This is a genomic window from Streptomyces mauvecolor (assembly GCF_039532965.1).
Lineage (GTDB): Bacteria > Actinomycetota > Actinomycetes > Streptomycetales > Streptomycetaceae > Streptomyces > Streptomyces violascens.
The window spans coordinates 575,389-595,897 of the sequence record NZ_BAAASQ010000008.1 but is presented as its reverse complement, the minus strand read 5'-3'; the positions used below and the strand labels follow the sequence as shown (position 1 = coordinate 595,897).

At 70.0% G+C, this 20,509-nt stretch carries 25 protein-coding genes and 1 riboswitch; of the genes, 14 read left to right on the top strand and 11 right to left on the bottom strand.

Features of this window, described 5'->3' with window-relative positions; all coding sequences use genetic code 11:
• Positions 1-102: 102 nt before the first annotated feature.
• From ABD346_RS10670 to ABD346_RS10645, 6 genes are all read right to left on the bottom strand, one after another.
• Positions 103-732, bottom strand: a complete 630-nt coding sequence (locus tag ABD346_RS10670; protein WP_344374015.1) for a TetR/AcrR family transcriptional regulator — start codon at positions 730-732, stop codon at positions 103-105.
• A 124-nt stretch (positions 733-856) separates the two neighbouring features.
• Positions 857-1,036, bottom strand: coding sequence for a hypothetical protein (locus ABD346_RS10665; RefSeq protein WP_344374490.1), 180 nt, complete (start codon positions 1,034-1,036; stop codon positions 857-859).
• A gap of 128 nt (positions 1,037-1,164) precedes the next feature.
• Positions 1,165-2,733, bottom strand: coding sequence for an oleate hydratase (locus ABD346_RS10660; RefSeq protein ID WP_344374014.1), 1,569 nt, complete (start codon positions 2,731-2,733; stop codon positions 1,165-1,167).
• A gap of 207 nt (positions 2,734-2,940) precedes the next feature.
• Complete coding sequence (locus ABD346_RS10655; RefSeq protein ID WP_344374013.1) at positions 2,941-3,801, bottom strand: bifunctional 5,10-methylenetetrahydrofolate dehydrogenase/5,10-methenyltetrahydrofolate cyclohydrolase; 861 nt, start codon at positions 3,799-3,801, stop codon at positions 2,941-2,943.
• A 25-nt stretch (positions 3,802-3,826) separates the two neighbouring features.
• A riboswitch (ZMP/ZTP riboswitch) is annotated at positions 3,827-3,913 on the bottom strand.
• 32 nt (positions 3,914-3,945) lie between these two features.
• Positions 3,946-4,320, bottom strand: coding sequence for a toxin Doc (locus ABD346_RS10650; protein ID WP_189960120.1), 375 nt, complete (start codon positions 4,318-4,320; stop codon positions 3,946-3,948).
• Entirely contained in the window at positions 4,320-4,559 is a 240-nt protein-coding gene (locus ABD346_RS10645; protein WP_344374012.1) for a hypothetical protein, read from the bottom strand. Before ABD346_RS10645 ends, ABD346_RS10650 begins: the two co-directional genes overlap by 1 nt.
• Positions 4,560-4,791: 232 nt before the next feature.
• Between ABD346_RS10645 and ABD346_RS10640 the strand changes: the two genes are divergently transcribed.
• Positions 4,792-5,298 carry a carboxymuconolactone decarboxylase family protein gene (locus ABD346_RS10640; protein ID WP_344374010.1) on the top strand — a complete coding sequence of 169 codons (507 nt, stop codon included), beginning with the start codon at positions 4,792-4,794 and terminating at the stop codon, positions 5,296-5,298.
• An 8-nt stretch (positions 5,299-5,306) separates the two neighbouring features.
• Here ABD346_RS10640 and ABD346_RS10635 read toward each other — a convergent pair whose 3' ends face one another.
• Positions 5,307-5,960, bottom strand: coding sequence for a M15 family metallopeptidase (locus tag ABD346_RS10635; RefSeq protein WP_344374463.1), 654 nt, complete (start codon positions 5,958-5,960; stop codon positions 5,307-5,309).
• A 211-nt stretch (positions 5,961-6,171) separates the two neighbouring features.
• Between ABD346_RS10635 and ABD346_RS10630 the strand changes: the two genes are divergently transcribed.
• Positions 6,172-6,612, top strand: coding sequence for a GNAT family N-acetyltransferase (locus ABD346_RS10630; protein ID WP_344374462.1), 441 nt, complete (start codon positions 6,172-6,174; stop codon positions 6,610-6,612).
• 10 nt (positions 6,613-6,622) lie between these two features.
• Here ABD346_RS10630 and ABD346_RS10625 read toward each other — a convergent pair whose 3' ends face one another.
• Entirely contained in the window at positions 6,623-7,222 is a 600-nt protein-coding gene (locus tag ABD346_RS10625) for a TetR/AcrR family transcriptional regulator (RefSeq protein WP_344374009.1), read from the bottom strand.
• A 104-nt stretch (positions 7,223-7,326) separates the two neighbouring features.
• Here ABD346_RS10625 and ABD346_RS10620 point away from each other — a divergent pair, with 104 nt between their 5' ends.
• From ABD346_RS10620 to ABD346_RS10585, 8 genes are all read left to right on the top strand, one after another.
• Complete coding sequence (locus ABD346_RS10620) at positions 7,327-8,034, top strand: SDR family NAD(P)-dependent oxidoreductase (protein ID WP_344374008.1); 708 nt, start codon at positions 7,327-7,329, stop codon at positions 8,032-8,034.
• Positions 8,035-8,151: 117 nt separating this feature from the next.
• A complete protein-coding gene (locus ABD346_RS10615) occupies positions 8,152-8,631 on the top strand; it encodes an HIT family protein (RefSeq protein ID WP_344374007.1) in 480 nt (159 codons plus the stop codon).
• Positions 8,632-8,810: 179 nt separating this feature from the next.
• Positions 8,811-9,467 (top strand): maleylpyruvate isomerase N-terminal domain-containing protein, encoded by a 657-nt coding sequence (locus ABD346_RS10610; RefSeq protein WP_344374006.1) that lies wholly within the window; start codon positions 8,811-8,813, stop codon positions 9,465-9,467.
• Between the two features lie 391 nt (positions 9,468-9,858).
• Positions 9,859-10,794: a HalD/BesD family halogenase gene (locus tag ABD346_RS10605; RefSeq protein WP_344374005.1), complete on the top strand. Its 936-nt coding sequence runs from the start codon at positions 9,859-9,861 to the stop codon at positions 10,792-10,794.
• Positions 10,734-12,107: an APC family permease gene (locus ABD346_RS10600; RefSeq protein WP_344374004.1), complete on the top strand. Its 1,374-nt coding sequence runs from the start codon at positions 10,734-10,736 to the stop codon at positions 12,105-12,107. The genes ABD346_RS10605 and ABD346_RS10600 overlap by 61 nt, the downstream gene beginning before the upstream one ends.
• Positions 12,108-12,111: 4 nt before the next feature.
• Positions 12,112-13,119 carry an ornithine carbamoyltransferase gene (locus ABD346_RS10595; RefSeq protein ID WP_344374003.1) on the top strand — a complete coding sequence of 336 codons (1,008 nt, stop codon included), beginning with the start codon at positions 12,112-12,114 and terminating at the stop codon, positions 13,117-13,119.
• Complete coding sequence (locus tag ABD346_RS10590; protein ID WP_344374002.1) at positions 13,116-13,880, top strand: SDR family NAD(P)-dependent oxidoreductase; 765 nt, start codon at positions 13,116-13,118, stop codon at positions 13,878-13,880. Before ABD346_RS10595 ends, ABD346_RS10590 begins: the two co-directional genes overlap by 4 nt.
• Before the next feature lie 133 nt (positions 13,881-14,013).
• Positions 14,014-14,661 carry a DUF1707 SHOCT-like domain-containing protein gene (locus ABD346_RS10585; RefSeq protein WP_344374001.1) on the top strand — a complete coding sequence of 216 codons (648 nt, stop codon included), beginning with the start codon at positions 14,014-14,016 and terminating at the stop codon, positions 14,659-14,661.
• A 37-nt stretch (positions 14,662-14,698) separates the two neighbouring features.
• Here the strand turns inward: ABD346_RS10585 and ABD346_RS10580 are convergent, their stop codons facing one another.
• The gene (locus ABD346_RS10580) at positions 14,699-15,577 is read right to left on the bottom strand and encodes an arylamine N-acetyltransferase family protein (protein WP_344374000.1); all 879 of its coding nucleotides are present in this window, start codon (positions 15,575-15,577) and stop codon (positions 14,699-14,701) included.
• A gap of 185 nt (positions 15,578-15,762) precedes the next feature.
• Between ABD346_RS10580 and ABD346_RS10575 the strand changes: the two genes are divergently transcribed.
• The 3 genes from ABD346_RS10575 to ABD346_RS10565 all read left to right on the top strand — a co-directional run bounded on the left by ABD346_RS10575 (position 15,763) and on the right by ABD346_RS10565 (position 18,434).
• Positions 15,763-16,419 carry a hypothetical protein gene (locus ABD346_RS10575; RefSeq protein ID WP_344373998.1) on the top strand — a complete coding sequence of 219 codons (657 nt, stop codon included), beginning with the start codon at positions 15,763-15,765 and terminating at the stop codon, positions 16,417-16,419.
• Between the two features lie 298 nt (positions 16,420-16,717).
• Positions 16,718-18,049, top strand: a complete 1,332-nt coding sequence (locus ABD346_RS10570; RefSeq protein ID WP_344373997.1) for an efflux RND transporter periplasmic adaptor subunit — start codon at positions 16,718-16,720, stop codon at positions 18,047-18,049.
• 94 nt (positions 18,050-18,143) lie between these two features.
• A complete protein-coding gene (locus ABD346_RS10565; RefSeq protein WP_344373996.1) occupies positions 18,144-18,434 on the top strand; it encodes a hypothetical protein in 291 nt (96 codons plus the stop codon).
• 8 nt (positions 18,435-18,442) lie between these two features.
• Here the strand turns inward: ABD346_RS10565 and nadE are convergent, their stop codons facing one another.
• Complete coding sequence (nadE, locus tag ABD346_RS10560; protein ID WP_344373995.1) at positions 18,443-19,273, bottom strand: ammonia-dependent NAD(+) synthetase; 831 nt, start codon at positions 19,271-19,273, stop codon at positions 18,443-18,445.
• A 105-nt stretch (positions 19,274-19,378) separates the two neighbouring features.
• Complete coding sequence (locus tag ABD346_RS10555; protein ID WP_344373994.1) at positions 19,379-19,948, bottom strand: PadR family transcriptional regulator; 570 nt, start codon at positions 19,946-19,948, stop codon at positions 19,379-19,381.
• A 106-nt stretch (positions 19,949-20,054) separates the two neighbouring features.
• Between ABD346_RS10555 and ABD346_RS10550 the strand changes: the two genes are divergently transcribed.
• Positions 20,055-20,486, top strand: a complete 432-nt coding sequence (locus ABD346_RS10550) for a nuclear transport factor 2 family protein (protein ID WP_344374461.1) — start codon at positions 20,055-20,057, stop codon at positions 20,484-20,486.
• Positions 20,487-20,509: the final 23 nt, after the last annotated feature.

The following is a 20,509-nucleotide window of genomic DNA, read 5'->3' as shown; positions in this document are numbered from 1 at the left end:
TTTTTTACTCAGTAACGAATGAGGGGTGGCCAGGCGGCACGACAGGGACGGCGAGAGGGGGGTCCGGGGTACCAGGAGGGATTCCGGGGGTGTCGGGGCGAGTCATGCCTCCCCGTACTCGGCCCCCAGCCCTTCCGCCAGCTGCGCGAACGCCCGGTCCGCCGCCCGTACCGCCTCCGGGTACAGTGCCCGCTCGCTCTCCCCCGCCACGATCCGGCGCCAGTTCTCCTCCGCGAGGATCCGCCGCACTGCGATGATCTGGCCGGCCGCGATCCGCGCGCCGAGCCCTCCGCCGAGTTCGGCGGCCAGCGCCTGCTCCGACCTCTCCTGGTACCCGTACAGCCGGGCCACCAGGCTCGGCGTGCCGTACAGCAGGCCGTAGTAGGCGCGCACGTGGGGGTTGTCGCACAGCCCGGTCACCGGGTCGCGGCGTTCCAGTCCCTCGCGGAAGTGGGTGTGCAGGGCGGGCAGCGGTGCGGTCCCCTCGGCCCGGCCGGCCGCGACGACGCGGGCCGCCTCGTCCTCGTGGTCGGCGAACCGATGCAGTACGAGGTCCTCCTTAGCGGGGAAGTACCGGAACAGGGTCGGCTTGGAGATCCCGGCGGCCGCGGCGACCTCGGCGACGGACACCTTGTCGAAGCCGCGCTCCAGGAACAGCGCGATGGCCGTTTCCGAGACCGCCTCGTACGTCTGCTGCCTCTTGCGCTCACGCAAACCCATCTCGCTACCCATGGGACGAGCGTACGTGGCCCGGTCCGCGGGGTTCGCCTCCCTGCCGGAGGGGCGCCTCAACGGGCGGGCGGGGTGCGCTGGGGCTCCGCCCCGGGCCCCGTTCGCACCCGCAAGGCACTCGTCCTCAAACGCCGGACGGGCCGGAGTTGGCGGACAGGAAGAAGCCCTCGTTGAGGACGGGGTAGAAGATGGGCTGCTCCGGCAGCCGAGGAGGCCATCCGCGCCAGTCCAGCTCTCGGACCAGGTCCAGCTCCGCGGGCCCGGTGGGGCGCCACAAAGTCGTCGTAGCTTGCCGGCTGGTCATGGGAGCTGCTTTCTCGACGCGGCAGACCTCGGATGCGACTGCCCGGGTGACCGGACGGTACCGGCAGTCCGGCCGCAGGGACCACGGAGTTTCCGTTCCCGCCCACGAGCCGACCGCAGGCCTCGCCCTCAACGCCGATGCAGTGTTTCGAGCGCCTCGACCAGGACCCTGGGGTTGTGCTGGCCCTTGTAGACCGGCGGCGGCTGCCTGTCCGGGTTCAGGAGGTTGGCGACCGCGGTCCAGGCCGTGCGTACCGAGTATTCGACCGTGAACACCACGTCGTCGGGGATCTCGGCGTACTGGCCGATGAAGGCCAGGTTGGTGGACTTCTCGGGTACGACCTCGGGACGGTCGCCCTTGCTGCGTACGAGGAACTGACTGGTGATGTACGGCATCAGGGCCGGGATGACGATCGAGTTGTCCAGGATCTGCGGGCCCTGCTCGAAGCGCAGGTGCTGGAGTACCTCGTCCAGGATCTCGGCGCCGGTGCACTGCGCCATCGTCTTCTTGACGAAGTCGCCCTCCCTGTCGGGGAACAGGGCGTAGCCCCACCAGACGAACGTGTCGTCGGGCTGCTCGCGGAAGTGCGGCTGGTGGTTGAGGACGATGGTCAGCAGCCAGTTGGAGTCCTTGAAGGTGATCAGGCCGCCCTTGCCCGCCTCGCTGCCGCTGAACTCCTCCATCAGCTTGAAGAAGGTGGGGTCCTTGGTGGTGACGGTGAAGGACTCCCAAGTCGATTCCCTGATGGACGTGTTGAACGTCGATGGGTTGCCGAGTCGGCCGGGGCGTTTGGCGGCGAGGGTTTCCCACAGCTTCCAGGATCCGCTGGAGCCGGAGGTGTCCAGGGCGGGGACGGTGTCGGTGGAACCCAGCGTGGAGTTCGCCGTCATCGAGCCGTTGGTGACCATGACCAGGTCGTCCGGGCCCAGGGCGATGTCCTCACTCTTCCCGCCCCTGGTCCAGGTGAGACCGGTCGCGGTGAGCGCGTCACCTTCGGCAAGGCGCACATCGGTGACCCGGGTGCCGAGTTGGAGGGTCACACCCTGGCCGGTCAGCCACGTCAGCAGGGGCCGGACGATCGAGTCGAACTGGTTGAACCGGGTCCGGTAGATGCCCGACATGCTGTCGAACGTCTTGAAGAGGTGCACGAAGCGGTTCAGGTAGCGGCGGAACTCGATGGCGCTGTGCCACGGTTCGAAGGCGAAGGTGGTGCACCACATCCACCAGAAGTTGGTGGTGAAGAACTCGGGGCTGAAGCAGTCGGTGATGCGCTTGCCGTCCAGGTGGCTCTCGGGGGTGGCCACGCACCTGACCAGCTCCAGGCGGTCGCGCTCGGAGAAGCCCATGGAGTGCGAGGCCACCACCTTGCCCGCCGCGTCGACCAGCCGGGCGTGGTCGTTCCACGCGAAGTCGTCGTGGAAGGCGAACGTGTCCTGCGTGACCGACTTCGACGGGTCGTCCAGGGAGGGGATCGAGCTGAGCAGGTCGTAGGTGCAGTCGAAGTGGATCTCGAACATGCGGCCGCCGCGCATGGTGTAGCCGGTCTCGGGCGAACCCGCCGCATCCAGGCTCCCGCCCTCCCGGTCCTGCTCCTCCAGCAGGAGGATGTCCGACCCGGCGAACCCGCCGTCCCGCATCAGGAACGCCGCCGCCGACAGCGCCGCGATTCCACTCCCCACCAGGTACGCCTTCGCCACGATCCGCTCTCCTTCGTCAGCTCCCTGAACCCCCGGACCCGGGCGGCGCCGGGTTCTCGACGATAGGCGATATGCAGAAAACGCGCCTTGTTGTGCAACATGGCCGATATGTGGCTTCGTTCCTACGCCCTGTCGCCGACGAGTCCTGATGCACCAGCGAACTCCTCCCCACCACCGCCCGAGCCGGCCTCGGGCCACAGTCGACGATCAGCTCACGCCGAGTTGCCGCCCCGCCGCCTCCACCGTTTGAGCGAGGAGCACGGCGATGGTCATCGGCCCCACCCCGCCCGGTACCGGGGTGATCAAGGCAGCCCGGTCCCGCGCGGAGGCGTGGTCCACGTCGCCGACGTTGCCCGGGTGGTAGCCCGCGTCCACCACCACCGCGCCCGGTTTGATGTCCGCACCGGTGATGAAGTGCGGCCGGCCCACCGCGGCCACCAGGATGTCGGCCTGCCGGACGATGTCGGAGAGGCCGGATGTGCGTGAGTGGCAGTACGTGACCGTCGCGTTCCTGCTGAGGAGGAGCATGCCGGCGGGCTTGCCCAGGATGGGGCTGCGGCCCACCACGACCGCGTGCTTGCCGGCCGTCTCCACGTCGTACTCGTCGAGCAGCCGCATGATTCCTCCCGGCGTGCACGACACGAAGCCCGGCAGGCCGAAGCTCATCGCCGCGAAGGAGTGCGTGGTCACGCCGTCGACGTCCTTGTCCGGGGCGATGGCCTCGAAGGCGGCGCGCTCGTCGATGTGGCGGCCGACGGGGTGCTGCAGCAGAATGCCGTGCACCGCGGGGTCGTCCGAGAGCTCGGTGATCTTCTCGGTCAGGCCCCTGGTGCTGATCGAGGCAGGCAGGGCCACATGCCGCGAGCGGATGCCCGCCTTCTCGCACCGGGCGCGCTTCATCCGTACGTAGGTCACCGAGGCCGGGTCTTCCCCCACCAGCACGGTGGCCAGGCAGGGGGCCGTACCCGTACGCCCATGAATGTCCGCGGCGGCCGCAGCGCTGGTGTCGATGATGCGGCGGGCCAGGCCCGCGCCGTCCATCAGTCGTGCTGTCCGTGTCCGAGCCATGTGCCGGTCACTCCTGAGCCTCGCAGTGAGTAGCCCAGGCGCGCGGCATCGGCGGAAGTGCCGGGCCGCTCCCCGGTGGTACTCCACCCAAGCGCCAGTCACGGACCAACTCCAGCCTAGCGGACGGAAGTTCGATGCGCTCCGTCAGATGCGCCACGCCCGGATGCGCTCGGCGGCCTGGTACACGCTCACCTTCCCCGCCTGGATGTCCCGTACGAGGTCGACCATCGCACCGTACGGCGGGTCGATGCCCTCGCCCGACGCGTACATGTAGGCGGCCGTCACCTGGCACGCGTAGAGGCTGTTGCGGTGCGGCAGGGGTTGCAGACGTACCAGGGTATGCAGCAACGCCGCGGCCCGCCAGGAGGGTTCGGGGTCGGCGGTGGCCGGGCGGGGGATGCGGGTCTTGTGGCGGGCTACCGCGGCGACCAGGGCCGAGTAGTCGGCGACGCTCACGTCTTCCGGGACAGCCTGCTCCTGGACGTCGAGGAGCCAGGGCACGTCGATGTAGAGGACCATCAGGCGGCATCCACCCCCTCGCTGCGCGAGCTTGGCGGCGCCTCGTCGGGAAAGGCCTCGTCGAACTCGGCGCGCTGCTGCTCTCCCCACGAGAGCGCGTACCGGACGAACTGCAGGCGCTGCTGTTCGCGCAGGGGAAGGTCGTGGACGTACTGCTTGAGCGATTTCCCGTCGGCGGCCGCGGCGGCCCGGACCGCTTCCAGTTCCTCGTCGGTGAAGGTGATGTTCAAGGACGGCATACCCCGATGGTACCTAGTTGGTACCTGCCCGGGCTACGGGGAAGGGAGGAGTGCTTGTTCTCCCAGGTCACAGGCTCGTGCGCCGACAGGCGCGGGAGAAGTCACCACCCGTCGGCCTGCCCCCTTCCGCCCCCCGGTCACATTTCTTGGTCGCGATACGTCAGAGCGGTGACAGCAGGCAGCGCACGACAGCGATGCGCGACAGCCATGCGAAAGACTTGAGGAGATGGTCATGGAGACTCGCCCGATCACCGCGGAAGTACCGATGGTTCCCCGTATGTCCGAAGACCCCGCACAGCTCGTCCCGGAGCTGGCTCAGGTGTCGGCGGCGCTGTTCAAGGTCACCGGCAACGGCTCGGTGCCGCGCGCCACCATCAGCCTGATCCAGCTGCGTGCGGGGCAGATCGTCGGCAGCACCTACCTGACCGTGCTGCACACCGGGTTCCTGCGCAAGGCCGGGGAGTCGGAGGAGCGGATCACGTCGGTGGCGTCCTGGCAGGACTCGCCCTACTTCACCGGTGCCGAACGTGCCGCGCTGGCGCTCGTGGAGGCCGCCCTCCAGCCGGCCGCACACGGCGAACGCGTCCCGGACGAGCTCTACGCGCAGGCCGCCGAGCACTACGAGCCCAAGGCGCTGGCCACCTTGATGTTCGCCATCGGGCAGGTCAACTTCTTCATCGCCGTGGCCCTCATCGCCAAGCCGGTGCCCGGACGGTCCTTCACCGACCCCTGGAACTGACCGCCGCCTCAGCGCAACTCCCGAGGCCCGTACGGGGCGAACGGCTCCCCCGATGCCAGCGCCCAGTAGCGGTCTCCGAACGACCAGTGCCACCACTCGGTGGGGTAGTTCACCAGGCCCGCGGACGTCAGGGCGGATCCCAGGATCCCCCGGTGCCCGCGGGCCTCGGCACCGATGGTGCGGGCCTCGGTGTAGCAGGCACCCGCGCTCTCCTCCGGGGACGCGTTCATGCGGGTGCCCAGGTCCAGCTCGCGTCCCTGCGCATCGGCGAGGGTCAGATCGACGGCCGCGCCCGCACTGTGCGGCGCGATCCCGGGCGGGGACACGTAGCGGCTCGCCGCCGCGTGGACCTGCTCGGCGGGCAACTCCGGGTGCAGCGCCCGCAGTTCTTCCACGTACTCCTCGAAGTACGTCCGCTGCAGCGACAGCGGGCGGTACCCCTCGACGAACAGCAGCCGCAGCCCCCCGGGGAGCAACTCCTGTGCGTACAGCAGCCGTTCATGGACGCCCTTCCGTACGTGCGCGAACGCGCCCTCGGCGTCCTGGAGGCGCACGTCGACGATGAGGGCGCCCCCGCGGCGGACGTCCACGAGCGGCTCGCCGCACTCCTGCAGCGGGACGGCCGCGACCCGCGGATCCGACATCAGGACGACCTGGCTCATTGAGTCACTCATGCGGAGATCATCGCCCGGCACGCGATCCCCCGGGGCGGGCAGGGGGTGAACCGATCCCGCGTGCGCGGTCGCAGGGGGCCGTTGAAATACTCCGGACATGGAGACGAGTACGGGGGCGGGCGGCATATCGCCCGGTCAGGCGCTGCGCGGGGCCAGGTCGGGCGGGCCGGTGGAATGGGCGCTGCGTGCGGCGGTACCGATGGATGTCGAGCCGATCGTCGAGCTGCGGGCTGTGGTGATGCGGCCGGATCTGGAGCGGCTCGGACGGTTCGACGAGCATCGGGTCCGGCAGCGGTTCCGCGACGCGTTCGTCCCGGAACACATGTCGATCGTCCTGGCCGACGGCGCGTTCGCGGGCTGTGTCGCGCTGCGCCCGGCCGAGGACTGCCGGTGGCTGGAGCACTTCTTTCTCTCGCCGGACCTTCAGGGCCGGGGGCTCGGCTCGGCCGTCCTGCGCACCGTGCTGAACCGGGCCGATGCCGATGGCCTGGACGTCCGCCTGAACGTGCTGCGGGGCAGCGCCGCGCGGCGCCTGTACGAGCGGCACGGGTTCACCGTGGAGAGTGAGGATCCCGTCGACGTGTTCATGCTGCGACGGCCGGGCGCGGAGTCCGCCGCCTCGGGAAGGGCGTCCGGCTGAGAGCGGATCCTCAGTTCGCGCGGGGCCTGAGCAGACCGTCCACCAGCGTGTCCACCAGACCGCGGGGGATGCTCGCCCCTGTCAGCGCGCGGTAGACGATCGGGCCGACCAGGGCGTCCATCGTGGCGTCGGGACCGAGCTCGGGCGAGATCTCACCCGCCTCGATCGCGCGGGCCAGCATGTCGCGTTCCTGGGTGCGGCGTGGGCCGAGATAACGCTTGTGGAAACTCTTGGCCGTGTCGGGATCGTGCTGCGCCTGCGCGATGAGCGCGAGCAGGACCTTGCCGGCGGGGTCGCGGGTGAGGAACCGTGCGAAGCCCCGCAGGTAGCCACGGATGCTCTCCGCCGTGGCCTTCTCCGTCGGGACGGGAAGGCTTTTGCCACTGTCCTCGATGAGGGTGTCGAGAAGGATCTCGACCTTCGAGGGCCACCAGCGGTAGATCGTCTGCTTGGCGACCCCGGCGCGCTTCGCGATGGCCTCGACAGTCAGACCGCCGAAGCCGTGCTCGACGAGCAGGTCGTCCGCGGCGTGAAGCACCGCCAGACGTGCGGTCTCGTCCCGCCGGGGGCCGGAGCGGGGCCTGCGGGGCTGGGGGCTCGTGGCGGGCATGCGGAACACATTACCCGGCAGTGGCCCCGATGCCGTTGTCTAGACGCACCGTCTCGTCTAGGTTTAGTGCACACCCGCTGCGAACCCACCATGAAGGAGTACGTGTGTCCACCACACCCAACCGCCGGGCCCTGGTCGTCGGAGCCTCGCGAGGATTAGGGCTCGTCCTCGTCGACGAGCTCGCCCGGCGCGGCTGGCGAGTCGTCGCCACGACCCGTGAGAGCGGCGGCGAGCTGCTGGCGTGCGCCGATACCCGCAAGGGACAGGTCGAGGTCGAATCACTTGAGATGACCAGTCCCCGGCAACTGGCCGCACTGCGCGAGCGCCTGGAACGCCGCCCGGACGGCGGCCGGCTCGATCTGCTCTTCGTCAACGCCGCGATCGACCGGGGCGACCTGCCCATCGGCGAGGTACCGACCGAGATGTTCACCGAGGTGATGGTCACCAACGCGCTGAGCCCCCTGCGTGCGCTGGAGGCCCTGCACGGGCTCGTCGCACCCGGCGGAACCGTCGCGGTCATGTCCTCCGAGCAGGGCAGCATCTCGCTCAACACCGAGGACGGCTACGAGCTCTACAAGGCCAGCAAGGCCGCGCTCAACCAGCTGATGCGCAGTTACGCCACCCGCCATGCCGACGACGGCCACACCAAGCTGCTCATCGATCCGGGCCACAACCGCACCCGACTCGGCGGGCCCGACGCGCCGCTGAGCCCGAAGGAGAGCATCCCGGCCGTCGTCGACGTCCTCGAAGCCCAGGCCGGCGCTCCCGGCCTGCAGTTCCTTGACCGTCATGGCGAGACGGTCCCGTGGTAGCGCTTCGGGCCACGGCGACTTCCGTCTGAGGATGGCCGACGGTCCGGCGGAGGGCTGGCCGACGTTTCGGCGAAGAGATGCCGATGCCCCTCCGTCGCCGTCGCATAGGTTTCCGTCATGACGAGCGAATGGCGCCACGACCGGATCGGAAGTGCCCTGCGGGGCGAAAACCCCACCGTGCTGCGGCGGTTGAGAGCAGGATTCGCGGCCATCGGGGATGTGCAGTTCCTGCCGGGCTACTCCGTTCTCCTGGTGGACGATCCCCAGGTGGAGCGGCTGTCCGAGCTTCCGCGGACCAAGCGGTCGGATTTCCTGTCCGACATGGACGCGCTCGGCGAAGCCGTCGAGCACGCCTGCCGTCGGCTCGACCCGGCGTTTCGTCGGGTGAACCTGGAGATCCTCGGCAACACCGACGGGTTCCTTCACGCCCATGTGTGGCCGCGCTTCGACTGGGAACCGGCCGACCTCGTCCGCATGCCGGTCTGGCTCTATCCCCACGAGAACTGGCGGGACGCGCAGCATGCCCTGGCTCCCCGGCACGACCCCCTGCGGGAGGAGATCGCCCGGGAGCTGGACCGGCTGACCGCGCGCGGGTGACGGAGACGGCTGTACGGTCCGTCACCGGGGCAATGAGCAGTTCCCGTCCCTGAGGCATGTGCGCGGGCCACATGGGCGGGTCCGTACCCGCACGCCCCGCCGTCAGGGGCGAGCTTCCGCCCGCGCGCACCGTCTCCCTACACTTGTCCGGTCTCCCCACGCCGCACTACCTTGCCGGTGTGGATCTCTTCTCGCGCTCCTGGGCGGCCTTGCGCGCCGCGGTCGCCGGGCTCCGGGACCAGGACTTCGGGCGGCCGTCCGGCTGTAGCGGCTGGCTCGTGCGGGACCTCGTGTGTCACCTCGTCATCGACGCCCAGGACGTCCTGATCACCCTCGTCACCCCCGCCGACGGCGAACCGACCGTCGACGCGGTGACGTACTGGAGCGTCGGGGACCAGGCACCGAGCGGCGACGACCCGCTCGACGCACTGATCGTCCGGCTGGCTGCCGCCTACCAGGAACCGGGGCTGCTCAAGTTCCACCTGGACGACGTCGGCTCCGCCGCCGGGCGTGCCGCCGAACTCGCCGACCCCGCCGCCCGGGTCGGCACCCAGGACCAGGTCCTCACCGTGGGCGACTATCTCACCGCGTACGTCCTGGAATGGACGCTGCACCACCTGGACCTGATCGCCCATCTCCCGGACGCCGCGGAGCCGCCCGCCGAAGGACTGGCCCGATCCCGCGCGATGCTGGAGGCGGTCGCCGGAGCTCCGTTCCCCGCGTCGTTCACCGACATGGACGCGCTGCTGATCGGCACCGGCCGCCGAGCACCCACCGATGACGAGGAGTCCGAACTCGGCAGCCTGGTCGAGAAGTTGCCGCTCGTACTCGGCTGACAGGCCACGGGGTGAGTGACGGCGCGCGGTACCGGCAACGCGCTCACACTGCGCCAAGTACACGGCATGGGTCACGGCCAGGACCTGCTCCTGCGGATGCGGTGGACGCTCGGCCTCGCCGCCGTGCACGGCGAAATGTGCAGGATAGGCACCTGCCGGGTATTTCGCGGCCCAATTGCCCACTCCCGTCCGGAATTTCGCGACAGACGGGGTACGAATGTCAACGACACGGGACCGCCATCCCTTCGTCCGAGCCGGCACCCCCAGGGGATCTGAGCCATTCCCGCATGGCGTGAATACCCCCTGTCACCCGCGGGCCCCGTGTGCGGCCCTGTTCACTGGTAAATGACCAAAGGCCCCGGAAGCATGTGAGCCTTCGGGCCGGAACCTGATGGCGGCTGTGCCGAGGGAAGATCGGGGAGCGGACATTGCCATGATCGAAGAAAGTGCAGCACGCGCCGACAACGTGGTCGACGCGCTGGAACAGCATCTTGTCCACGAGGTGCCCCCACTCCGTCTGCAACGGGCCCGGCGCGAATTCCTCACCCAGGGTTTCGTGAAGACCGGATTCCTCGCTCCGTACGACGTCAAGAAGCTCGTCGCGGAGGAGACGGAGTCGCTGATCAGCCGTCATGCCGTGCGGCGGGACAGCGAGTTCGCCGAGACCGGCGGAACACCGCGCCGGATGCACAACGTGCGCCGTGCGGAGATAGCCCGGTACGGCCGGATCCTTCCACGGCTCTATTCCTCCCCCGGACTCAGGGAAGCCCTGACCGTCGTGGCGGGAGAGGACGTTCTTGAATGCCCTTATCCACCCGAGCAATTCGTCATTACCGAGCTCACACAGAGCGGCGACACCCACGGCTGGCATTGGGACGACTACAGTTTCGCCCTCGTGTGGGTGATCGACTGCCCGCCGGTGGAACGGGGCGGGTTCGTGCAGTGCGTACCGCGTACGGAGTGGGACAAGGAAAACCCCCAGCTGCACCGGCACTTCGTTTCGCGGCCCATTCACTCCGTCGAGCTCCGGCCCGGCGATCTCTATTTCCTGCGCTCCGACACCACCCTGCACCGGGTGTACCCGGTGACCGGCGGCAGGCGCCTCATCGTGAACATGGGATATGCCGCGCGCCGTGATCTGGCCAAGCCCCTGTCCCACGAGACCATGGACGCGCTGTGGGCGGACCCGGCGGATTCCGGGCCCGCGGCTTGCGAACCGGCAGCTCGGGACACAGCCTCCCGCGGAACGGAACAGGAGAGTTCCCAGTGGCGGCCAACGTCCTGCGGCGGCACATCGGCGTCCCCGGGCTCGTCGTCCACTACCTGACCTCCGTTCTCGGTGTCGGCCTCCTGGTCATTCCGGTGCTCGCCTGGACCACGGCCGGGCCGCTGTCGCTCCTTGCCTGGGGCATCCTGATCGTCTACAGCTACCCGTTCGCGCTCGTCTTCGCCAAGCTGTCGACGCTGCACCCGACGAGCAAGGGTGTCGCGCGGTTCGTCGAGGTGGCCTTCGGCAGACGGGCCGGCCGCGTCGCCGCGCTCTACCTCCTGATGACGCTGCTCCTGGCCAACCCCGTACTGGGCCTGATCGCCGGCCGCTATCTCCTGGCCGCACTGGCTCCGGGCGCCTCCAACCGGGCCTCGCTCGCGGCCGGGGCGGCGGTCATCCTCGGCTGCATCGCGCTGAACCTGCTCGGCGTCAGGGTCAGCGGGCGCGTGCAGCTCGCCGTGCTCGTGGTCGTGACCGGGGTGCTGTGCGCGATCATCGTCCTGGCGCTCCCCCAAGGGAATCCGGCCCAGCTCCACCCGGTCGCCCCGCACGGCTGGGGCGTGCTCGGCGACTGCCTGCTGATCTGCTTCTTCGGCTTCATCGGATGGGAGAACGCGGCCCCCATCGCGGAAGAGGTCCGCGATCCGGGGCGCACTTTCCCGCGCGGCATCCTGTGTGCCGTCTGTGTCGTGGGGGTCCTCTACTTCGCCATGGCGCTGACGGTGGCGCTCACCATGCCCTCGGACCAGAACATGGTCGAGGGACTCACGGGATTCACCCGCCTGTTGAGGATCGCTACGGGCGCCGACCACACCACCATCGGCTATCTTGTGGCGGCCGTCCTGCTCGTGCTCACCACCAACGCATGGTGCCTGGGCACATCCAGGGTCGTGTTCGCGCTGGCCCGTGAAGGGATCATCCCCCGCGGTCTGAGCCGGATCTCGCCCCGCACGGGCGCGCCGTCGAGGGCCGTGCTGGCCCTCGTCCCGGGCTACAGCCTCACCCTCGGCCTGCTCGCGGCGACCGACTCCAACGAGTCCGTCCTCATCAAGGCGTCCTCGGCCGCCTACCTCCTGGTCTTCCTCCTCGCCTTCCTGTCCGCCATGCGTCTCGTACGGACCGGGCCGATGCGCTGGACGAACTGCCTGGTCACCGCCGTGACCGTGCTGATGCTGCCCTTCATGGGCGTCAGCATCGGCTACGCGGCCGCCATGTTCAGCGCGGCGGCGCTCGCCGAGTGGTGGCCGGCACGGCGCGAGCGGACCCGGCTGCGACGCGCGGCGACCGCGCTCACGCTTCCCCCGTCGCCCGAACTCCCCACCACCGCACCGCACCACCACCATCCGGAGCACGACCGACGAGAGAGGTGACGCCTTGCCCGGCCGCCACATACTCGGAATGACCGACTTCTCCGCCGACGAGTTGCACACCCTGCTCGACCTCGCCGCCCGCATGAAGCGCGGCGAGGACACCCACCCCTATCTCACCGGCACGGACCTGGGGCTCCTCTTCCATGTGCCGTCCACCCGGACCCGGGTCTCCTTCCAGGTGGCCGCCGCCCAACTCGGCGGACGCAGCTACACGTACGGCCCGGAAGAGCTGCGCCTCGCCAACAACGAGACCGTCGAGGACACGGCCGGAGTCCTCAGCCGGTATCTGAGCGCCCTGGTGGTCCGCTGGTACGACATGGCGGACTACGGAGCGGGGCACCGCCGGCTGCACACCATGGCCGAGCACTCCTCCGTCCCGGTCATCAACGCCCTGGACGACGAGGAGCACCCCTGTCAGGTCCTCGCCGATCTGCTGACCCTGCGCGAACGGTTCGGCGACGGCCTTCCGCAGCGGCGGATCGTCTACACCTGGGCGTACTCCTCCCGCCAGAAGACGCCGGGTGTTCTGCACTCCTCGCTCCTTGCAGGGGCCCTGCTCGGCCACCACGTCACGTTCGCGCACCCACCCGGCTTCGACCTCGACGAGCGGTACGTGAAGGAGGCGCACGCCCTCGCGGCCTCGTCCGGGGCGCGGCTCGACTTCTGCCAGGACATCGAGGAGGCGGTGCGGGGCGCCGACGCGGTGTACGTGCAGAGCTGGAAGTCCCTCCAGTTGACCGGGCAGCACGAGTGGCAGGCACGGACCCGGCTCGCCGACCGGTGGCGGGTGACCGAGCCGCTCATGGCGCTCGCCGCGCCGGGCGCGCCGTTCCTCGACTGCATGCCGAGCAACCGCGGCGAGGAGATGGACGCCGAGGTCAAGGACGGGCCCCGCTCGCTGATCTTCGACCAGGCCGAGAACCGGCTGCACGCGCAGAAGGCGCTGCTCGCGATGGTGCTCGGCTCTTCCGGGCGTACTGCCGGCTCATCCGGTGCGGGGAGCGCGCGATGAACGGCCCGGAGGCGGACCGGGTGGTGCTCGTCACCGGGGGCGCCGGCGGGATCGGCTCTGCCGTGTGCCGACGGCTCGCCGACCATCGCACGACGCTCGCCGTGGCGGACCGGGACGTCGAATCCGCCCGGGAGATCGCCCTGGAAGTGCGGTCGGCGGGCGGCCGGGCCGAACCGTTCGGCTGCGACCTGTCCCGGCCCGAGGAGGTCGAGGCCCTGGTCGCTTGCGTCGTGGAGCGCTTCGGCGCGCTGCACGGACTGTGTACGGTCGCGGGCAGCATCCGGCGGGGCGACATCACGGAGTTGACCCCCGCCGACTGGCGGGCCACCTTCGAGGACAACCTGGACTCGGTGTTCCTGACCTGCCGGGCCGCGATTCCCCAGCTGGCGAAGGAGGGCGGGGGCTCGATCGTCACCATCGCCTCGGGCTGGGGCCTGCGGGCGGGGCGGCGCGCCGCCGCCTACTGTGCGGCGAAGGCGGGTGTGGTCATGCTGACGCAGGCCATGGCCCTGGACCACGCGTCGGCGGGCATCCGCGCCAACTGTGTGGCGCCCGGAGACGTACGGACCTCCATGCTCGAACGCGAGGCACATCAACTCGGCCGCCCGGTGGCCGAGTTCTACGAGGAGGCGGCCGACCGTCCGCTGGGGCGGGTCGGTGAGCCGCGGGAGATCGCCGACGCCGTGAGCTTCCTGCTCGGCGAGAAGTCGTCCTTCGTGACCGGCGCGGTCCTGACGGTGGACGGCGGGGGGACGCTGTAGCCGTCAGCCCCGCGCACGAACGGGCGGCGGCCCCGCCGGCACCTGTCCCCGGGCTTGGCCGCCGCCCTAACGCGATATAACGTAAGTTCATCCGCAGGCGTCGAGGCGCCGCCCACAAGATCGGGATGGGGACATGTCGGGACAGACGCCGCCCACTGGCCAGCCGCACGGCCCCGGCGCACCACCGCCCACCAGGGCTTCGCACGCCGACCGGGACCGGACCGTGGACCTGCTGCGCATCGCGGCCGGGGACGGGCTGCTGGACGCCGCCGAACTGGACCAGCGCCTCGAAGTCGCCCTGACCGCGCGCACCCTCGACGAGCTAGCCGGGCTCACGGCCGATCTGCCGCCGACGGCTGCTTCCGGCGGTGCCGCGGTGGAGGTGAAGGATGTCGTCCGGATCGACCAGCAGGCCGGTTCGGTCCGCCGCGAGGGCCGATGGGTGGTGCCCCGGCGGATCGACCTGAGGCCGTCCTGGTGCGATGTGACGCTCGACTTCACCGAGGCCGTGATCACCCAGGACACCCTGCGCATCGACATGAACATGCGGGGCGGAACGCTGCTTGTGGTGACCGGGCCGGGCATCGTGGTGAACACCGAGTCCCTCTCGATGAGCTTCTGCCATGGCAAGACCCCCGGGACCGTGGATCCCGGGGCGGAGCACACCCTGCGCGTGGAGCTGACCGGCCGCTTCGCCTACGGCCGGATCAAGGTCCGGACACCACGGCGGACCTTCGGGCAGTGGCTGCTCCGCAAACCGGCGCAGCGAAGCGGTGGCTGAAGCACAGCCGGGACAAACCCTTGCGGCGGTCGAGAGTTCAGGTCAGCTTGGGCAGAAGGAGTGCGATGTCCGCGGCCGGCAGTTCGATGCCGAAGACGTCGGTGAGAACCTTGGGCACCTCGTTCGGCTCCAGCTCCCGGGTCTCCGGCGGGCCCGGCACCCCCGGCCTGACCGTGGTCAGTTGACGGTTGTCCAGGAGGTGCACCCGGTCCGGGTACAGGCGCTGGAGGAAGACCCGGTCGCTGAAGGCCGAGCGCGGGCTGGAGGCGCCGAAGTGGTTGGCGACCAGGAGGTCGACGGGGTACTGCCGGTGGAGGGTGAAGGTGTGCCGGATCATCCATCCGTCGCTGGTCGTCTCGACCCCCTCGCGCCCGGCCGCGGGCTGGTAGAGCGCCCACCCCTCTTCGCCCGGTGAGACCTCCTGGCGCCGCAGCCGGTACTCCCACACCCCGTCCGACACATCCGTCGCGTCGGTCAGTTCGATGAGTTCGAGCGGGCTCGTCCCGAAGCCGACGTCGCTCAGCCAGCGCTTGCCCTCCAGCTCGACGATCGCCATGGCGTGCGACTCGGGTCTGATCCTGCCCGAACCCAGCTCCACCCGGCCCTGGACGACGAAGAACTCGAAGCCGAGGCGTTCCAGGGCCGCCGCGTACAGGGTGACGTGCTCGAAGCAGGTGCCGCCGCGCGGGTTGCCGATCATCTTGACCTGGACGGAGGGGACGTCGAGCGGGCGGCTCTTGCGGAGCACGGCCTCCAGGTTCTCCCAGCGCACGGAGAGCACATGGGCCCGGTGCAGCGCGCGCAGCGTCGCCAGGGTGGGGGTGCGGTCCCCCTCGTAGCCGAGGTGTGCCAGATAGGCATCGAGATCGAGGGCGTCGCCGTTCCACATAGGGAGCGTCTCCTTGTGTGTCGTCACGTCAATGGGCTGGTCACGTATGCCATTTCAAGCGATCTTCCTCGCGGAGCTATTCCGTCGTGGCCCTCGGTCCTTGGTCCTGGTCCTGTGGTCCTGGGCACCCAGGACGCCTCCCACGGGCCGGGCCTGATGCGGTCACAGCAGCGTATGCGAGACTTCCGGCCACTTCGTGAAGGGGCGGGGCGATGAGCGGCACAAACAGGAGTGGCGGGAAGAAGGGCGGCCGCAGGCAGCCGGCCGCGGCGGTCCGCGGGCTCGGCCCGCGCGGCATGGCCGTGGCATGGGCCGTGATCATCGCCGTGGCCCTGGTGAGCACAGTCGGCCCGGCGCTGCTCGATTTCGGTGTGGGGGTCGTTTTCGGCCTCATCGTTCTGATCACGCTCTACGCGTGGGTGCTGCGCCGGATCGTCTTCGGCAGCCGGGCGATACCGCGCTGGGCGCGTCTGACCTACTGGGTCGGCGGCGCCCTGATGGTGGTCGGCGGAGTGCACGCGCCGGACGCCTTCCTGGCCCTCGTCGGTGAGCAGGGCACGGCCACCATCGCGTACGCCTCCACGGAGACGGGCTCGCACGGCATGAAGTACAAGCAGTGCTGGGTCGATCTGCCGGACGGCAACACCGAGCAACTCCCCCGCACCGGGCCCTGCCCGGCCCCCAACGGCACCCACCGCACGGTCGTCTACGCGCCGGGCGGCGTCGTCGCCCCGATCCTCGCGGCCAAGGGCGACCTGATGTGGTGGTGGGCGGCGGGGTTCCAGCTCGCGGGCGTCGGCCTGCTGACCACCACCGCGGTGCTGACCGTCCGCGATCCCGTCCTGGAGCGGTGGCCGTGGCGCCGGTGACCGAGCGAGCCGGCCACACCAGGGAGGGGAAGCCCGGCGCGACCGGGGCTCGCACGTTCAGCGTGCACCTCAATTGCCTTACTGCCAAGGGGTGTTGACGACAATGCGTAGTTGAATTCCTTCGATTCGTGACCTCGGTAAAGCACTCTGAAGGGTGGGGTGCGTGTGACCACGTTCCGTGACCGGCCCGATGTGCCCGAGCGGCCCACTACTCATGATCATTTATCAAAACGCCTGGTCCGGAAGCTTGGCCGCGGGGTCATGGCGGAGGAGCGGAGCGGTTGACAGGCTCCCGGATATGAAGGTCCTTCCGCGGCTGCATAAAGCCGTCCTGTTGAATTCGGCGCTCGGTGCAGTGCTCATCGCGGCCGTGGGCGGTGCTTACGCGGTGGTGGTGAGCTCCGACGCCTCCTCGGCCAAGCACACGGACACCCGCACGGCCGCCGTCTCCACGGGCAAAGTGCAGGCCACCGTGACCGGGGCCGGCCTGCTGACCTCACCGAGCGATGCCGGGGTCAACTTCACCACCGGTGGGCAGCTGACCAAGGTCGAGGTCGCGCCGGGTGACAAGGTCACCAAGGGCCAGGAGCTCGCGAAGGTCGACGACACCGCGGCGCGCCAGGCGCTCGCCCAGGCGAAGACGTCGCTGGTGGCCGCCAAGGCGAACCTCTCCAAGGTCCAGGAGGGGCAGCCGGCGAGCCCGCCGGCCGGTTCCGGCTCCAACCCGTCGGGGGCTCCCAGCCACTCCGCGTCGCCGGCGCCCAGCACTTCGGCCAGCCCCAGCACGAAGCCCTCACCGTCCCCGAGCGCTTCGGCTTCCACTCCCCCCGGGCCGATCGGCGGGCTCGGCGATCTGTCGGTCCACAACGTCTCCTACGCGGTCCCGGTCGCGAACCCCTCCGTGGACCCCAACCTGCTCGTCCAGGCCCAGGCGCAGGTGTCCCAGGCGCAGACCGCGCTGGACACGGCGCAGCGCACGCTCGACGGGACCGTGCTGACCGCTCCGGTCGACGGCACGGTCGCCTCGGTGGGCGCCTCGGTCGGGCAGACGGTGATCGGCACGACGTACACCTCGGGTGCGGGCGCCGTTCCGGGTGCTCCGCCGGCTCCCGGCACCACGGGCGGCGCCGCGGCGGGCGGCACGCCGGCCGCGCCGAGCGGCTTCATCGTCCTGACCAACCCCACCGGGATGCAGGTGAAGGCCAACGTCTCGGAGGCCGACGCGCTCCGGCTGAAGCCGGGCCAGGCGGCCACGGTCACCCTGACCGCCCAGTCCACCACCGTGCTCAACGCGAGGGTCCTGTCGGTCGGCACGCTCGCCGTGAACGGTGGCACCGGCGCCGCCGCCCAGTACCCGGTGACCCTCGACATCATGGGTCCCACCAAGGACCTCCACACCGGGCAGGGAGTCAGCGTCCAGATCGTCGCGGGCGAGGCGTCCGACGCCCTGTTCGTGCCGACGGCGGCCTTGAGCGGCACCGGCAACCAGCGCACGGTCACCGTGGTCGCAGCGGACGGGACCGCACATTCCGCACGGGTGACGGTGGGCGTCGAGAGCGACACCAACACCCAGATCACCAGCGGTCTGACGCAGGGTCAGAAGGTCCGGATCACCACCGTCGCTCCGTAGGGCCGGGGCGAGTCGACGAGCGGGCCGCACCAGGCCCGCTCGTGGCGTTCCCACACGATCGCACCCACATCAGGAACAAGGGAGTACCCAAGACATGGTCCGAGACGGTGACGCGTTCACCAAGACCGGCGGCCAGGACCCCGAGCCGGCGACGGCCGCCGCGCCCGCCCTCACCGCGGTGCAGCCCGCGGTCGAGGAAGAGCGCGCGGCGGCTCCCGCGACGGGCAGCGCCGTGCAGGCGGCGCCGGCTCCGGGCGGGGCGAAGGAGCGCCCCGCCGTGCCGTTGCGCGAACTGCCGTGGCTGACCCTGCTCCTGGCCGTCGGCATCGTGGCGGCGCTGGCCTTCATCGCCGGCGTACTGGTGGAGCAGCACCACCTTCAGTAGGGCACCGGTCAGGGGGCGATCGGCAGCCGGCGCTTGTGGTCGGTGAGGCGGTAGCGGTCGACGATCGTCTCGAAGGCCCGCGCGTCGACCGGCTTGCCCTCCAGGAAGTCGTCGATGTCGTCGTACGTGACGCCGAGCGCGTCCTCGTCGGCCTTGCCCGGGTCGAGGGTCTCCAGGTCCGCGGTCGGGGTCTTCCACACCAGTTCGGCCGGCGCGCCCAGGGTGTCCGCGACGGCGCGCACCCTGCGCTTGGTGAGGCCGGTCAGCGGGACCAGGTCGGCGGCGCCGTCGCCGAACTTGGTGAAGAAGCCGGAAACCGCCTCGGCGGCGTGGTCGGTGCCGACGACCAGGCCGCCCTGCGCACCAGCCACTGCATACTGGGCGATCATGCGCTGGCGGGCCTTGATGTTGCCGTGCACGAAGTCCTGGTGGGCCTCGTCGCGGAAGCCGACACCGGCGGTCAGCGAGGCCTGGAGCGCGGCGTCGCTGGCGGGCTTGATGTCCACGGTCAGGACGTGGTCGGCCTGGATGAAGGAGAGCGCGACCTGGGCGTCGTGCTCGTCGGCCTGGACGCCGTAGGGCAGCCGCATCGCATAGAAGCGGGCCTCGTGCCCGGCGGCCCGGGCCCGCTCGACGGCGAGCTGGCACAGCCGGCCCGCCGTGGTGGAGTCGACGCCGCCGCTGATGCCGAGGACGAGGGAGCGCAGACCGGTGGCGGTCAGCCGCTCGGCGAGGAAGGCCACCCGGCGCTCGATCTCCCGCTCGGCGTCGAAGGTCTCGGCGACCTCCAGCTCCCGGGCGATCTCCTGCTGCAGGGCGATGGACGCCGGCTCGCTCACGTCTGCTCCTTGTTCCGGTTCATCATGCTCATGAAGTGCTGCGGCACCCACCCTAACCAAGCCGGGATCCGGCAGGTCGGGCGCGGTTGGCGGCGGCGTACGTACTCACCGCTCGGCCTTGATGGTCAGCCGCTTCTTCAGGACGGCCGCGATCCGCCGGCACCAGTCGCGGTGCTCCTCCTCGAAGGCCAGACCGCGCAGGCACGTCAGATACGGGCCGATGCGCTCGCCGTGCAGCAGGAACTCCTCCTCGTCCGCGTCACCCCTCAGCTGCCGCAGCAGCGCACCGAGCAGTTCGATCTTGGCGTCGGCGGCCGAGGCCCGCTCTTCGAGCTGTTCGATCACCGACGCGGTGCCGATGCGGTCGGCGGTCTGGACCTTGACGAGCAGGTCGTCGCGGATGAACGAGGGCTTGGAAGCCGCCGCGGCGAAGTTCTCCAGCTCGTCGCAGCCGGCGGCGGTGACCCGGAAGAGGCGCTTGTTGGGCCGGGTCTCCTGGACCACCTGGCGCCCCGCGACGAGCCCGTCCTTCTCCAGCTTGGTGAGCTCGGCGTACAGCTGCTGGGGAAGGGCGTGCCAGAAGTTCGCGACGCCGATGTCGAACGCCTTGGCCAGCTGGTAGCCGCTGTACTCGCCGTCCAGCAGTGCCGCGAGGACGGCATGTCGCAAGGCCATCGGAGCACCCCTTCCCTTTCCTCGTCCGTCGCTGCATCATACTCAAGAAACTGACTAGTCAGATTGTTGAGTATCGGGAGAGGGCATGGAGATACCCGTCATGGACATGCAGACCGCCGAACGCTTCCGCGCCGCCGTGGAGAAGCGCGATCTCACGGTGCTGGACGACCTGTTCACCGACGACGTGCGGCTCTACAGCCCGGTGAAGTTCGTCCCCTTCGAGGGCAAGGCGATGGTGCTCGGGCTCTTCGGGGTCCTGGTGCGCACCTTCGAGGACCTGCGCTACATCGGGCACTTCGAGGGCACGGCCGAGACCGGCGCCGACGGAGAAGAGGCCCCGTCGGTGATCCTGCCGTTCCGGGCCACCGTGGACGGCAAGCAGATCCACGGCATCGACCTGCTCCAGTTCGACGAGGAGGGCCGCATCAAGGAGTTCACCGTGATGGTCCGCCCCCAGTCCGCCGTGCACACCCTGGGCCAGGCGGTGCTGGCCGGCCTGGTCGCCGACGGCCTCGTACCGGCGCCCTCCGGGCAATAGGCGCCGGTACCGCCTTCCGCGAG